15 protein-coding genes and 1 tRNA gene are annotated in these 13,527 nt (G+C 70.4%); 9 read left to right on the forward strand and 7 right to left on the reverse strand.

Going from position 1 to position 13,527, the window contains the following annotated elements; genetic code table 11:
• The first annotated feature begins 12 nt into the window (after window positions 1–12).
• Window positions 13–1,455 (forward strand): M28 family metallopeptidase, encoded by a 1,443-nt coding sequence (locus tag SD626R_RS15190; protein ID WP_092567159.1) that lies wholly within the window; start codon window positions 13–15, stop codon window positions 1,453–1,455.
• 21 nt (window positions 1,456–1,476) lie between these two features.
• On the opposite strand, the gene SD626R_RS15195 is transcribed toward SD626R_RS15190, so the two are convergent.
• Complete coding sequence (locus tag SD626R_RS15195; RefSeq protein ID WP_092567160.1) at window positions 1,477–2,442, reverse strand: NAD+ synthase; 966 nt, start codon at window positions 2,440–2,442, stop codon at window positions 1,477–1,479.
• 419 nt (window positions 2,443–2,861) lie between these two features.
• Here SD626R_RS15195 and SD626R_RS15200 point away from each other — a divergent pair, with 419 nt between their 5' ends.
• A complete protein-coding gene (locus SD626R_RS15200) occupies window positions 2,862–3,446 on the forward strand; it encodes an Rrf2 family transcriptional regulator (RefSeq protein WP_092567161.1) in 585 nt (194 codons plus the stop codon).
• Here the strand turns inward: SD626R_RS15200 and truA are convergent.
• A complete protein-coding gene (gene truA, locus SD626R_RS15205) occupies window positions 3,443–4,357 on the reverse strand; it encodes a tRNA pseudouridine(38-40) synthase TruA (protein WP_092567162.1) in 915 nt (304 codons plus the stop codon). The genes SD626R_RS15200 and truA overlap by 4 nt on opposite strands.
• Window positions 4,354–4,842 carry a universal stress protein gene (locus SD626R_RS15210; protein ID WP_092567163.1) on the reverse strand — a complete coding sequence of 163 codons (489 nt, stop codon included), beginning with the start codon at window positions 4,840–4,842 and terminating at the stop codon, window positions 4,354–4,356. The genes truA and SD626R_RS15210 overlap by 4 nt, the downstream gene beginning before the upstream one ends.
• Window positions 4,843–4,973: 131 nt before the next feature.
• Between SD626R_RS15210 and SD626R_RS15215 the strand changes: the two genes are divergently transcribed.
• Window positions 4,974–5,540: a peptidylprolyl isomerase gene (locus tag SD626R_RS15215; protein ID WP_092567164.1), complete on the forward strand. Its 567-nt coding sequence runs from the start codon at window positions 4,974–4,976 to the stop codon at window positions 5,538–5,540.
• Window positions 5,541–5,620: 80 nt separating this feature from the next.
• Here SD626R_RS15215 and SD626R_RS15220 read toward each other — a convergent pair whose 3' ends face one another.
• The 3 genes from SD626R_RS15220 to SD626R_RS15230 all read right to left on the reverse strand — a co-directional run bounded on the left by SD626R_RS15220 (window position 5,621) and on the right by SD626R_RS15230 (window position 8,075).
• Window positions 5,621–6,568 (reverse strand): D-2-hydroxyacid dehydrogenase, encoded by a 948-nt coding sequence (locus SD626R_RS15220; protein WP_092567165.1) that lies wholly within the window; start codon window positions 6,566–6,568, stop codon window positions 5,621–5,623.
• A 109-nt stretch (window positions 6,569–6,677) separates the two neighbouring features.
• Window positions 6,678–7,847 carry a cystathionine gamma-synthase gene (locus tag SD626R_RS15225; protein WP_092567166.1) on the reverse strand — a complete coding sequence of 390 codons (1,170 nt, stop codon included), beginning with the start codon at window positions 7,845–7,847 and terminating at the stop codon, window positions 6,678–6,680.
• Between the two features lie 117 nt (window positions 7,848–7,964).
• A tRNA-Glu gene (locus tag SD626R_RS15230) sits at window positions 7,965–8,075 on the reverse strand.
• A gap of 386 nt (window positions 8,076–8,461) precedes the next feature.
• Between SD626R_RS15230 and SD626R_RS15235 the strand changes: the two genes are divergently transcribed.
• From SD626R_RS15235 to SD626R_RS15260, 6 genes are all read left to right on the forward strand, one after another.
• Window positions 8,462–9,460: a phosphate signaling complex PhoU family protein gene (locus SD626R_RS15235; protein ID WP_092567167.1), complete on the forward strand. Its 999-nt coding sequence runs from the start codon at window positions 8,462–8,464 to the stop codon at window positions 9,458–9,460.
• Window positions 9,461–9,500: 40 nt separating this feature from the next.
• Window positions 9,501–9,884 carry a DUF7971 family protein gene (locus SD626R_RS15240; protein WP_092567168.1) on the forward strand — a complete coding sequence of 128 codons (384 nt, stop codon included), beginning with the start codon at window positions 9,501–9,503 and terminating at the stop codon, window positions 9,882–9,884.
• Window positions 9,885–9,994: 110 nt separating this feature from the next.
• Window positions 9,995–10,276, forward strand: coding sequence for a ubiquitin-like small modifier protein 1 (locus SD626R_RS15245; RefSeq protein ID WP_092567169.1), 282 nt, complete (start codon window positions 9,995–9,997; stop codon window positions 10,274–10,276).
• Complete coding sequence (locus SD626R_RS15250) at window positions 10,273–10,623, forward strand: MoaD-like domain-containing protein (protein WP_092567170.1); 351 nt, start codon at window positions 10,273–10,275, stop codon at window positions 10,621–10,623. Before SD626R_RS15245 ends, SD626R_RS15250 begins: the two co-directional genes overlap by 4 nt.
• Window positions 10,623–11,048 carry a DUF8048 family protein gene (locus SD626R_RS15255; protein WP_092567171.1) on the forward strand — a complete coding sequence of 142 codons (426 nt, stop codon included), beginning with the start codon at window positions 10,623–10,625 and terminating at the stop codon, window positions 11,046–11,048. The genes SD626R_RS15250 and SD626R_RS15255 overlap by 1 nt, the downstream gene beginning before the upstream one ends.
• Before the next feature lie 92 nt (window positions 11,049–11,140).
• Entirely contained in the window at window positions 11,141–11,860 is a 720-nt protein-coding gene (locus SD626R_RS15260) for a fumarylacetoacetate hydrolase family protein (protein ID WP_092567172.1), read from the forward strand.
• A gap of 406 nt (window positions 11,861–12,266) precedes the next feature.
• On the opposite strand, the gene SD626R_RS15265 is transcribed toward SD626R_RS15260, so the two are convergent.
• Window positions 12,267–13,487 carry a DUF418 domain-containing protein gene (locus SD626R_RS15265; RefSeq protein ID WP_092567173.1) on the reverse strand — a complete coding sequence of 407 codons (1,221 nt, stop codon included), beginning with the start codon at window positions 13,485–13,487 and terminating at the stop codon, window positions 12,267–12,269.
• Between the last annotated feature and the right edge of the window lie 40 nt (window positions 13,488–13,527).

A 13,527-nucleotide genomic window follows, 5' to 3' on the forward strand; every position in this document is an offset into this window, starting at 1 on the left:
GCAGTCGACGGCATGCACTCGCAGCCGACCGGAACCGACGCGTCCGTCGACCCCGAGGCCGTCGAGCGCGTCCGCGAGCGACGCGACGCGCTGGCCCCCGCGCTCGGCCGGACGTGGACCGACGACGAGCCGTGGTGCTTCCTCACCGACCTCACCGCGATCGGAAGTCGCATGGCCGGAAGCGACGGGGAGCGCCGGGCGGCGGGGGTCGTCGCCGAGGCGTTCGAGCGCGCGGGCCTCGCCGACGTCGACACCGAGCCGTTCGAACTGGACGCGTGGGAACGCGGGAGCGCGGCGCTCCGGGTCCGGATCCCGAACCGGGACGTCGAGGGCGGAGAGACTGTCCGCGAGTTCGAGTCGATCGCGCTTCCGTACTCGCCCGCCGGAGCGGTGGCGGGCGAGCTCGTCGACGTCGGGTACGGCACGCCGGCCGAGATCGACGAGCGCGGCGTCGAGGGGCGGATCGCGGTCGCCTCGACGACGACGCCGCCCGGCGGGCGGTTCGTCCACCGAATGGAGAAGTTCGGGTACGCGATCGACGCGGGCGCGGTCGGCTTCGTCTTCGTCAACCACCTCGACGGGCAGCTCCCCCCGACCGGCTCGCTGACGTTCGGCGGCGAGGCCGACGCGGTCGCCGTCGGCGTCTCCAAGGAGACCGGCGCGTGGCTCCGGGAGTACGCCGTCGGCGAGTGCGGAGGTGGCGTGACGGACGGCGATTCAGTCGAGGCCGAGGTCGCGGTCGAGGCGACCACCGAGCCGGGCGAGAGCCGGAACGTCGTCGGCCGCGCGGGGCCCGACACCGAAGAGCGGCTCCTGCTGCTCGCGCACTACGACGGCCACGACATCGCGGAGGGGGCGCTCGACAACGGCTGCGGGATCGCGACCGCCGCGACTGCGGCGCGGATCCTGACCGAGGCCGACCTCCCGATCGGGGTCGACGTGGTCGCCGTGGGGGCCGAGGAGGTCGGGCTGCTCGGCGCGGAGCACCTGGCCGAGACGGTCGACCTCGACCGGGTGCGCGGCGTTATCAACGTCGACGGCGCGGGGCGCCACCGCGACCTCGTCGCGCTCGCGCACGCCTCCGACGCGGCCGCGTCGATCGCGGAGTCGGTATCGGCGGCGACCCGCCAGCCGATCGCGGTCGACACGGAGCCGCACCCGTTCTCCGACCAGTGGCCGTTCGTCCGGCGCGGGGTGCCGGCGCTCCAGCTCCACAGCGACTCCGGCGACCGCGGCCGGGGGTGGGGACACACGCACGCCGACACGCGGGACAAGGTCGACGACCGCAACGTCCGGGAGCACGCGATGCTGACGGCGTTGCTCGTCTGCGAGTTCGCGGCGCCCGAGCGCGACGCCCCCAGGCTCGACCGCGACGACCTCGCCGCCGCGTTCCGCGACGCCGACTTCGAGACGGGGATGCGCGCGGCGGACCTCTGGCCGGACGACTGGAAGTAGGGCGGCGCGGCCAAAAGCGACCTATCGTCCGCGTCCGGTCGGCACGTCGGGCGTCGTTCGCTTGTGGGCCGTGGCCCGGTGTCGCGCGAGCAGGTCGGCGACCGTCTCCTCGTCGATGCCGGCGACGTCCTCGTCTCCAGACAGCCGGTCCGCGATCGCCGAGGCGTCGAGCCCGCGGTCGACCCCGAGCCGGAGCACGCGGTCGATGGCCTCGTACGGGGCGCCGAGGTCGTCGGCGTCGCGCTGTCCCGGGAGGAACCCGGCGGTCGGCGGCTTCTCGACGACGAACTCGGGGACGTCGAGCTCGGCCGCGAGCGCGCGGACCTCCGTCTTGTACAGGTGCCCGATCGGATGCACGTCGGCGCCGCCGTCGCCGTGTTTCGTGAAGTAGCCGAGCAGCAGCTCGCTCCGGTTCGCCGTCCCGCAGACGAGGCGATCCGTCGCGTTGGCGGCGAGGTACGCGAGCGTCATCCGGAGCCGCGCGACCGCGTTGCCGGACAGCACCGGCTCGTCGTGGAGGTCGAAGCGGTCGGGGGCGACCGCGCCGAACTGCGCGAACAGCGAGTGGAGGTGGACCGTGTCGTGGTCGATCCCGAGCGCGTCCGCGAGCGCCTCCGCGTCGCGGGCGTGGTGCGCGCCGACCTTGTTACACGGGAGGATCAGGCCGTAGACGCGGTCGGGACCGAGCGCCTCGACGGCGAGCGCCGCCGTCACCGTGGAGTCGAGCCCGCCGCTCATGTTGACGACGACTCCTTCGGCGCCGGCGGCCGCGACGGCCGACTCGACGAACGAGCGGACGCGCTCGCGCTCGTCGCCGGGGTCGCGCAGGTCGAGGCCGGCAGCGTCGGGCGACCCGTCGGAACCCGCCCCGTCCCCGGGCGTGTCGTCGGTCGCGGCCGCACCCGCAGGGGCGTCCGACCGGACTGCGCCCGCGGCGCGCTCCTTCAGCGCGTCGCCTTCGAAGGCGGGAGACCCGCGCTCACCCATCGCTCGGGACCCCGTTCGGTCGGGCCGTTACCTCGCGATTCCGCCGAGAGATCCGACTCGATGCCGCGGTTCGGCCGCGGCGCGGTCGGGATCGATCGTCGGTTCGACGGTTCATATCTACGCGGCGCTTCCGAACGGACGGATAAATACCCATGGTTCCAACTGTATAAGGTATTATGCGGATTTCACGCCGTATCGGCACACGTATCGAAAATAGCTACCGGAAGTGTATACAATATCCGAGTATAATCCCATATTCTTCTGTCTATTCCGCGCACACTAGACATAGTTTGTGTTCCATACAAGTATATAGCTGTATTGCGGATGAATACTGAATTATGAAGTTGCTTAGAACCGTATCAGGTGTATAAGGTGCGTAGAAGCAAACGTTTATTCATCTTAGTATTGTTGATTCGCGTATGACGACGATAGAGCTCACGTCGAGTCAGGAACGCGTGTTGACCGCGCTCGTAAACCTCGCGGAGAACGCCGACCGCCCGGTGTCGGGGAGCGAGATCGCCGAGTCGATCGACCGGAACGCCGGCACGGTTCGGAACCGGATGCAGAGCCTCCGCGACCTCCGGCTGGTCGAGGGGGTTCCGGGCCCCGAGGGCGGGTACGTCCCCACCGACGGCGCCTACGACACGCTCGGCGTCGAGCGGATGGACGACGCCGAGATCACGCCAGTCGCGGTCGACGGCGACCCGGTGGAGGGGGTGAACGTCGAGGAGATCGACCTCTCCAACGTCGCCAACCCGGAGCTCTGCCGCGCGGAGATCGTGATCCGCGGTCCGGTCGGTCCCTTCGAGGCCGGCGACCACGTCACCGCGGGGCCGACGCCGACCGCGGGGCTCCGGATCTCGGGGACCGTCGACGCCACGAACGTCGACGGCAACACGCTCCTGCTGCGGGTCGACGGGATGGAGACCCCCGCGGCCGACGCCGCCGACACGGCCGACGCCGCCGACCCGACCGACGCGGCCAGCGCGGGCGCGGCCGATTAGGCGGCGTCGCCGTCGCGTCGCTCCCCCGGCTCATCTTCAGTGCCTCCCGCGATCCGGTCGCGGATCGCTTCCGTCGCCGCGGCGACCTGACGGGCCGTTCGGTACCGCTCGCCGAACGCGACGCGGGCGCTCTCGGCGGCCTCCCGGTCGACGTCGAAGGCGACCCCCTCGTAGGCGACGTCCCACAGCACCAGCGGCTCGGGCGGCGCGGGGCCGACGCCGATCTCGCCCGGCACGGGCTCGGGGTCGAGCAGTCGGTCGATCCGCGCCGGCTCGGTGCGTCCCCGACCGACCGCCCGGACCGCGGCGACGAGCCGCCGGACCAGCGCGCGGGGGAAGCCGTCGGCGGCGACCTCGACCACGAGGAGGTCGCCCTCTCGCGTCGCGGTCGCGGTCAGATCCCGGACGGTCCCCGCGTCGTCGCTCGTCAGGTTGTGAAAGTCGTGACGGCCCGAGAGCCGGTCGAGGGCGTCGCGAGCGCGGTCGTCGCTCACGGCGTGACGCGAGTCCGCCTCGGGGGTCCCCGCCTCGGGCGCGTAGAGGTGGTATCGGTACGTCCGCCGGGTCGCGTCGTGGGTCGCGTGGAATCCGTCCGGGACGTCGCCGGCCGCCCAGACCCGCACCGATCCGGGGAGGTGGCCGTTGAACGCCCGCGGGGTGAGCCACGCCGGCGCCTCGAAGGCGACCGTCTGGGCGACCGCCGAGACCCCGGCGTCGGTGCGTCCCGCCGCGGCGTACCCCGGCGGCGTCGCGTGCGTCGGGCCGTCCCCGCGGTCGAGGACCCCGTGTTCGGCGAGCGCTCGGAGGAGAGTCCCCTCGACGGTGGTCGCGTGCGGCTGGCGCTGGAAGCCGGCGTACTCGCGGCCGTCGTACGCGACTCGGAACGCGCGGGTCGGCGCGGCCGCGCTCACGACTCGCCGGCGGCCGACCCGTCACGTTCGTCGGCCGCTCCGGCCGTCTCGCCCTCCTCGTCGGCCATCGGCACGGTGACGACGGGGACGGGTGAAACCCTGACCACCTTCTCCGTGACGCTCCCGAGGAGGACTCGCCGGAGGCCGCTGCGGGCGTGGCTCGGCATCACGACGATGTCGGCGCCGGCGTCGGCGATCGCGTTCTCGATGACGTCGACGGGTTCGCCCTGTCTGATGTCGCCGACGACGTCGACGCCGGCGGCCTCCAGCTCCGAGGTCACCGCCTCGACGCGCTCCTGTGCCGCGGACTCGACGCGCTCGGCGAACGCGCCCGCCTGCGGCCCCCGGAGCGTCCGCGCCAGGGTGTCGATCGCGCTCACGACGTGGACGGTGGCGCCGTACCGCTCGGCGAGGCTGGCCGCGTGCGGGACCGCGTCGTTCGCCTCGCCGCCGGGCGCGACGGGGAGGAGGATGTCGTCGTACATGCGTGACACTGCTCGGTCCGGGTGCAAAACGGTACCGGCCGGACGGACGTTCGGGAGGCCTCGGCCTCCGGCGGCCGCCCGCGACGACGCGGATGGGCAGGGTTTTCCGACGCGCGCTCCTCCACGCCGACATGGCACGAGAGGTTTCCAACCCCGACAACCCGCAGGTGACGCTCCGAACGACCCACGGCGACGTCGTCGTCGAGCTGTTCGCCGACCGCGCCCCGAAGACGGTCGAGAACTTCCTCGGGCTGGCCCGGCACGACCCCGCCGCGGACGCCGACCCCGCGCGGGACACGAACACCTGGGAGGACCCGGAGACCGGCGAGGTCCGCGGCGACTCGCTGTACGAGGGGAACGTCTTCCACCGCGTCATCGAGGGGTTCATGATCCAGGGCGGCGACCCGCAGGAGAACGGCCGCGGCGGCCCCGGCTACCAGTTCGACGACGAGTTCCACGACGACCTGACCCACGACGGCCCGGGGATCCTCTCGATGGCGAACTCGGGCCCGGACACGAACGGCTCGCAGTTCTTCGTCACGCTGGACGCCACCCCGCACCTCGACGGGAAACACGCCGTCTTCGGCCAGGTCATCGACGGGATGGACGTCGTCGAGGAGATCGGCTCCGTGCCGACCGGCCGCAACGACGAGCCCCGCGACACGGTCGAGATCGAAGGCGTCGCCGTCGACGAGTAGACGAGCGAGCCGTCACCGTCGACGAGCAGGGCCCGAACAAGGCCCGCGATGGCGACGACGCGGTCCGTCGCCTCGGCCCCTCACACGACCTGATTCTCCAGTTCGGCTCCGCCGTCGAGTCGGTCGAGGTTGCCGGCGAGGATCTCGGCGACGCGGTCGTAGTAGTGCGGGGTGTGACCCGCGTTGTGCGGGGTGATCGTGACGTTCCCGAGTCCCCACAGCGGGTGGTCCTCGGGGAGCGGCTCGGGGTCGGTCACGTCGAGCGCCGCTCCGCGGATCCGGCTGTTTCGGAGCGAAGAGACGAGCGCGTCGGTGTCGACGACCGGGCCGCGCGCGACGTTGACGAGGACGGCGTCGGCGCGCATCGTCTTGAGCGCGTCGGCGTCGACGAGCCCCCGCGTCGTGTCCGTGAGCGGGCACGCGAGCACCACGTACTCCGCGTCGGTGACCGCCTCGTGGAACTCGTCGAACCCGTACACCGCGTCGGCCGGCCCGCCCTTCTCCGGGGAGTACCGGACCCCGATCGCCTCGACGTCGAACGGCTCCAGCCGGTCGAGGATCGCCCGCCCGATGGCGCCGAGTCCGACGACGGCGACCGTCGAGCCGTACACCTCGGTCGTCTCGTAGGTGCGCCACTCGCGCTCCGCCTTCTGCCGCTGCGCGAGCGGCCACTGCCGGGCGTGGGTGATCATCGAACCGAGGACGTACTCCGCGATGTTGGGCTCGTGCACGCCCGAGGCGTTGGTCACGGCGACGCCGCGGTCCGCGAGGGCGTCGCGCGGCAGATGCCCGGTCCCGGCGAACACGCAGGCGAACAGCTCCAGCTCCTCGGCCGCGGCCAGCAGCTCCTCGTCGATGTCGAGCCCGACCGCGACGCGAGCGGTCGCGATCAGCTCGCGCTCCTCCGCCGGCGTCCGCGCCAGCGCGACCTCGCGGTCCGGGAGCCGCTCGCGGAGCGACGCGGCGAGGTCGGACGCGTCCGCTCCGTGGATCGTCTGCCGCAACACGAGTACGTCTGGGTCGCTCATGACGGGTGACTCGCCGCGACGGTTATAAAGAGTGCCCGTGCGGCGAAGGGTGCCGGATTCGGCGGGTGGAGCGGCGGCCGGTGCGGAGCGCGGTCGCGGCGGAGTTCGCTTACTCCAGCGCCGCGTCGAACGCCTGCCGGAAATCGGCCTTCATGTCGTCGACGTGTTCCAGGCCGACGGAGACGCGGATGAGCCCGTCCGTGAGCCCCGCCGCGAGCCGCTCCTCGCGCGGGATCGCGGCGTGGGTCATCGCGGCCGGCTGTTCGATGAGGCTCTCGACGCCGCCGAGCGACTCCGCGAGCGTGAACACCTCGGTCTCGCTCACCACGGTCGACGCCTGGTCGAGGCTTCCGTCGAACTCGAATGAGAGCATGCCGCCGAACGCGTCCATCTGCTCGGCCGCGAGCTCGTGGTCCGGGTGGCTCTCTAAGCCGGGGTAGTAGACGCGGCTCACGTCGTCGTGGGACTCCAGCCACTCCGCCAGCGCCATGGCGTTCTCGCAGTGGCGGTCCATCCGCACCGGGAGCGTCTTCGTCCCGCGGAGCACGAGGAAGGCGTCGAACGGGCCGGGCGTCGCGCCCACCGAGTTCTGATAGAAGCCGAGCCGCTCGTCGAGGCCGTCGTCGTCGACGATCAGCGCGCCGCCGATCGTGTCGGAGTGGCCCCCGAGGTACTTCGTCAGGGACTGGCAGACGATGTCCGCGCCGTGTTCGAGCGGCCGCTGGAGGTACGGGGTCGCGAACGTGTTGTCGACCGCGCAGAGCGCGTCGTTGGCGTGGGCGATCTCCGCGAGCGCGCCGATGTCGTTGACGTTCATCAGCGGGTTCGTCGGCGTCTCCACCCACACGAGCTCCGTCTCCTCGCGCACCGCCGCCCGGACCGCGTCGTGGTCGGTGGTGTCGACGAAGCTGGTGTCGACGTCGTACTCGTCGTACACCTGGGTGAGGATGCGGTGGGTGCCGCCGTACACGTCGTCGCCGGCGACGACGTGGTCGCCCGCGGACAGCAGGTTCAGGACGGTGTTGATCGCCCCCATCCCCGACGAGAAGCAGCGCGCGTGGCTCCCCGACTCCAGCGACGCGAGGTTCGCCTCCAAGTCGGTCCGAGTGGGGTTTCCGGTCCGGCTGTACTCGTAGCCGCGGTGGTCGCCCGGCGCGTCCTGCTCGTACGTGGAGTTCGCGTGGATCGGCGTCATCAGCGCGCCGGTCTCGGGGTCCGGCTCCTGGCCGGCGTGGATCGCGCGGGTCTCGAAACGGGGATCGTCGGGCTGGTCGCTCATATCCGAGCGTCGTCGCCGAGCGCCGTGATTCTTCCCCTTCGTGTAAGACGCCACGAGAACGTCGGAGCGGGACCCGCGAGAGCGGCGCCCCCGCTGGCGACGCGGGTCCGTGAGAAGTGCTCGGTCAGGGATTTGAACCCTGGTCGTCGGCTGACTTCCGAACCGGCGCGCCGTCGCGCCGCGTCCGTCGAAAGGCCAACATGATTGGCCGGACTACACCAACCGAGCGCACTTTCGGCTTACGTCGCATCCGATTTAACTCTTCTTAACTCCCGCCGGTGTGGGAGGGATCGGCGGAGTGGCGGTCGCCCGGTCCGCCGGACCGGAACGCCCGCCGAACGCCCGATCGCTGCCGGAACGCCTCTCCGGTCCGCACCCGGGAGCGCCGGCGTCGAAGATCGCCTTCGGAACCCTGTCGATCGGGTGTGATTGATCGGGATATTACTACTATATAGGTCTATATAAATTTGCTGATTTGACCCGAATGGGTACGGCGTAACGCCTGAAAAATGGTTTGAGAAGCGCTATATTAGTGTTTCAACGGCTCAGATCGGATTCTAACCGAGGTATATATTTTAGATACATTTAAGTGAGATCGTGTGTGATACCGAGCCATGGAAACGAGGAAGGTGCAGGTCACCGGCGGCTCGACGTACACCGTCTCGATCCCGAAGACGTGGGCGACCGAGAACGACGTGGAGGCCGGCACCGAGATCGAGTTTTTCCCCGACGGCGACTCGCTGTTCCTCACGCCGCGGTCGGAGGAGGAGCGCACCCGCGGGAGCCTCGACGTCACCGACCTCTCGGGACAGGCGCTCATGCGCGCGGTGACGACGATGTACGTCAGCGGGTTCGACGTCATCGAGCTGGAGGGCGTCGAGGTCACCACCGAGCAGCGCTCCACGATCCGCGAGGCGGTCCAGAGCCTCGTCGGGCTGGAGGTGTTAGAGGAGACCCGCGACCGCGTCGTCATCCAGGACCTGCTCGACTCCTCCGAACTGTCGATCCACAACGCCGTCACCCGGATGCGACTGATCTCGCTGTCGATGCTAGAGGACGCGCTCGCCGCTCTCTCCGAACTCGATCACGACCTCGCCCGCGACGTGATCGGTCGCGACGATGACCTCGACCGGCTGTGGCTCGTCGTCTCCCGGATCTTCCGGGCGACGCTGCGCACGCCGAAGGCGGCCGAGGAGCTCGGGCTCCCGCGCGAGGAGTGCTTCGACTACCACTCCAGCGCCCGCCAGCTGGAGCGGATCGGCGACCACGCGACAAAGATCGGCCATCTCACGCTCAGCATCGACGAACCGCTCCCCGACGAGGTCGTCGAGGCCGTCAACGAGCTCCACGCCGACGCGGTCGAGGTGATCGACACCGCGATGGACGCGCTGTTCGCCGACGAGAGCGAGGAGGCGACCCGGCTCGCGAACGAGGCGCGTACCGGCGTCAGGGCGATCGACGAGCGGGTCCGCGCCATCGACGAGCTCCTCCGCGACCTGGACCCGGCCCGCGCGCAGCTGCTCGGGCTCGTCGTCGACTCCGTGCTTCGGTCCGCCGACTACGGTGGCAACGTCGCCGAGACGGCCCTCCAGAAGGCCGCGCCGACGCCGTGAGTCGGGTGGGTTTTTCACCGTCGCGTCCCGAAATTCGCGCATGCCAGAGATAGAGCTCGGTGTACCGCGAGGAGTCGTCGAGTCGCTGCCGGAGGAGGACGGCACCGCCGAGCAGGACATGCGGCGCGCGATCGCCGGGATCCAGTCGCGGATCAACGAGGAGATCGAGGGCGCCGAGCCGGCCGAGGCGGCCGAGGTGGTCGCCGACGCGGTCGAGCGGATGGAGTCGCAGGCGAGCACGTACCACGAGTTCGTCCCCGAACTGCGCGCCTGGGGACAGTCGCCCATCTACGCGATCGCGTGGCGGAACCTCTACGTGGAGCTGGTCGGCCAGCTGTACGAGCACGAGTGGCTCGGCGACGAGCTGGGTCGCGAGCGCAACTTCCGGCTCGTCGAGGACGGGATCCGACTGTCGGACCTGTAGACGGTTCGCCGCATTCTGCGAGCCCGATCCGACCGCAAGCGGTTCGGTCTGAGAACGCAGCGATATCCGCGGCCGCCTCTTTTTAAACTGCGGGACCCAGATATGCGAGTATGAAACTGGAACTGCGGTTCTTCGCGACGTTTCGCGAGGCCGCCGGCGGAAAGATCGTCGAGGCGGAGTTCGCCGACGGGTCGAGCGTCGGCGACGTGTTACTGGATCTGGAGTCGGAGTACGAGGAGATGGCCGGTCGCCTGATCGTCGACGGCGGCCTCGCCCCGCAGATCAACGTGCTGAAGAACGGGCGCGAGGTGCTCCACCTCGACGGGTTGGAGACGTCGCTGGAGGACGGCGACCGCCTCTCGGTGTTCCCGCCGGTGGCGGGCGGCGCATGACCGCCGAGGGCGACGCGGAGGCCAGCGAGGCCGGCGAGGCCGCGGTCGACTTCCCGCCCGCGGAGGCGGGCTGGAAGCGCGAGACGGTCGCGTACCGCGGGATTTCGCGGCGGCTCGCGGCCCATTACCTCGTCAACCTCGGCGGCGAACTCGTCGGCACAGACGACCCGGCGGAGGCGACCCGCGTGGACGGCGACGGGTGGCGCGTCGCGCTCAGCGCCGAGAAGGTGACGGCCGCGGCCGCCATCAGGCTTACCGAGGTGACCGCGGCGTTCGTCGGCGACCCGGAGGCGCTGGCGGAGCTCCTCCCGAAGTACCAGCAGAAGGCGATGCGAGCCGGAGGCTGATGACCGACGACGAGGGACAGCCGGACGCGGGGTCGACTCCGCCCGCCGACGGGTACCCGATCGACGGCACCGCGCTGGTGAAGACGGCGGCGCTCGCGAGCGTCCCCGCCGAGCGGCTCCCCGCCCTCCTCACCCGCGTGCAGGCGGACCTGGGGCCGCGGATCGACGACTACCGCCGGCGGTACGAGCGCATCGCGGTCGAGCCGGAGCGCGAGACGTTCCTCGTGGAGCCCGACCACTGGGCGAGCGTCGGCGAGCGGCTGGGGCTCACGGACCGCGAGCGCGACGCCGTCGCCCGCGCGCACGAGACGGCGGTCGAACGGGCTGGATCGGGTCGGACGACCCGCGAGGAGTTCGAGACCGCGCTGGAGATCCGATCGGGCGTCGTGATCGGCGTCGGCGGCGAGGGGCGCGACGGGGAGTGACGGTTGACGGGCGCGACAGGGGTGATCGCCGGTCAAGCGCGGCGACCGACCGGGACCGACGCCTTTTCGGCGCCCCGCGCGGACGTGCCGCCATGCGACTCGCACGCCTGCTCACGACGGACGGACCGGTCTCCGGACGCTACGAAGACGGGACGATCGTCGCGGACGACGGCCGCTACGAGGTCGGCCGCGACGGGCGGCTCCTCCCGCCCTGCGACCCGGGCGCGCTCTACTGCGTCGGGCGGAACTACGCCGAGACGCTAGACCAGATGGAGTACGAGCGCCCCGAGGAGCCCGACTTCTTCATCAAGCCGCCGGCGAGCCTGCTCGCGCACGGCGAGCCGATCGCGTACCCCGAGTGGACCGACGAGCTGACGTACGCCGGCGAGCTTGTCGCCGTCATCGACGAGCGCTGTCGGGACCTGAACCCCGGAGATGTCCCCGAGGTCGTCCGCGGGTACACGATCATGAACGACGTCGACGCGCTCGACCAGCAGGGCCGGACCGCGCGCAAGGCGTTCGACGGCTCCGGGCCCCTCGGCCCGTGGATCGAGACCGACGTCGACCCGACGAACCTCGACATCTCGACGACGGTCGGCGGGGAAGAGCGCCAGGACGCGAACACCGAGCTGATGCTGTTCGGACCGCACGAGATCGTTTCGTACCTCTCGGAGCGGTTTACGTTCGAACCCGGCGACTGCGTCGCCTTCGGCAGCCCGGCGAACCCGGGGCTCGTCGAGCCGGGCGAAGAAGTCGAGATCACCTACGAGGGCGTCGGGACGCTGTCGAATCGAGTGGTCGACGAGGCGTAACCGGAGACGCTTTCTAAATTAAATATACGGTGGCGCGTGCCTGCGAGCGGCCGACAGGCCGCGAGTCAGCACGCGCGAGGGAGTCAGTCGCCGAGCGGAGCGACGGCGACTGACGAGGCTGGGGAGGCGTGAGGCCGCGGTGCTGTGAGGGGTGGGACTCAAAGGGGCAGCCGCGAGGGCGATGCCTGACGACGCAAGGACCGCAGGGAGTGAGCAGCGCGAGCGACCGAGGACCGCAGCGAGTCACGCGAGTCCTCGCGGCTGGGGCTTTGGAGGTGTTCGCTGGCTATCTCAGGTCAATCATTTATAAACGGGCAGCTTGGGCTTTGGAAGTATTCACCGTGTCGCTGGCAGTAACAGAACGAACTGCAGGTGAACCGACAAAGAGACGCTCTTCATAGCTCGATTATTCTGGGTTCCGTAGCGGCTGTCGCTCGCCGTACGTCAGCGTTCGCCAGACCCACTCGACGGGGCCGAACCGATAGTAATTGAGCCAGAGCACGGACAGCACAACCTGCACGACCCAGATCGCGAGGACGATCCCGTACTGCTCGACGCGGGTCACGGAGCCGAACAGCCCGAGCCCGTGGCCGTAGAAGATCGAGGTCGCGAGCACGGTCTGGAGCAGGTAGTTCGTGAACGCCGTCCGGCCGACCGCGGCGAAGGTCCGCGTCACCGGGCCGTCCGGCCGCCGCTTCGCGTACAGCGTGACGAGACCGAGGTAGCCGCCGGCGACGAGGAGGCTCCCCCAGTAGTTGAACTGCCGCCAGTACAGCGCCGCGGCCGCGCTCCAGTCGTTGGCTTCGATGTACGCGACGCCGGCGACGACGACCCCGACGCCGACGACGCCGCCGGCGACGAGGCCCTTGTAGACGCGCGCCGACCGCTCGCCGGTCAGCACGCCCCAGCGGTAGAGGGCCATCCCGAGCAGCATCACGCCGCCGACCCGCCAGAAGCTGGAGCCGATGAAGCCTGTCGTCTGCCGCTGGAACGAGGAGTCGACGCGGTGATCCAGCTGCTCCAGCCAGCCGCCTCGGTATGTCGCCACCTCCTGCCGCAGCGCGGCCTCGCTCGGCGCCCACTGCGACGCGATCGCGTCGCCGCCGATGCTGACGGCGGCGAACAGCTCGGTGGCGGGAACGAACAGCAGGAAGAGCCCGCCGAGCGCCGCGAGCTGTTTCGCCCCCGAGTCGCGGAGCGCGATCAGGAACAGCGCGGTGAAGCCGTAGGCGACGAGGATGTCGCCGTACCACAGCAGGTAGGCGTGCAGCAGGCCGATCGCGATGAGGACCGCGGTGCGCCGGTAGTGGAGCCGGACCGCGTCCTGACCCTTCTCCTCCTTGCTCTCGACGAACAGGAGGATTCCGGCGCCGAACAGCGCCGAGAACAGCGTGATGAGCTTCGACTGCGCGAACACGTGGCCGGCGAACCACGCCCAGTAGTTCGCGCCGGTGAACTCGCCGTAGACGGCGCCGTCGGCGTAGACGGTGGGGTTCAGCAGCGACGCCTCCGGCATCGCGAACACCCAGACGTTGATGAGTAAGATTCCGAGGAGGGCGAACCCCCTGAGCGCGTCGAGGCTGACGATGCGTTCGGAGGGCGGTGTCGGGCCGGCGTCGCGTGTCACGGATTGGTTCCGACGAGAGGCCCCACGACCGAATAGCTTC

The organism is Halorubrum sp. SD626R (genome assembly GCF_001261915.1).
Lineage (GTDB): Archaea > Halobacteriota > Halobacteria > Halobacteriales > Haloferacaceae > Halorubrum.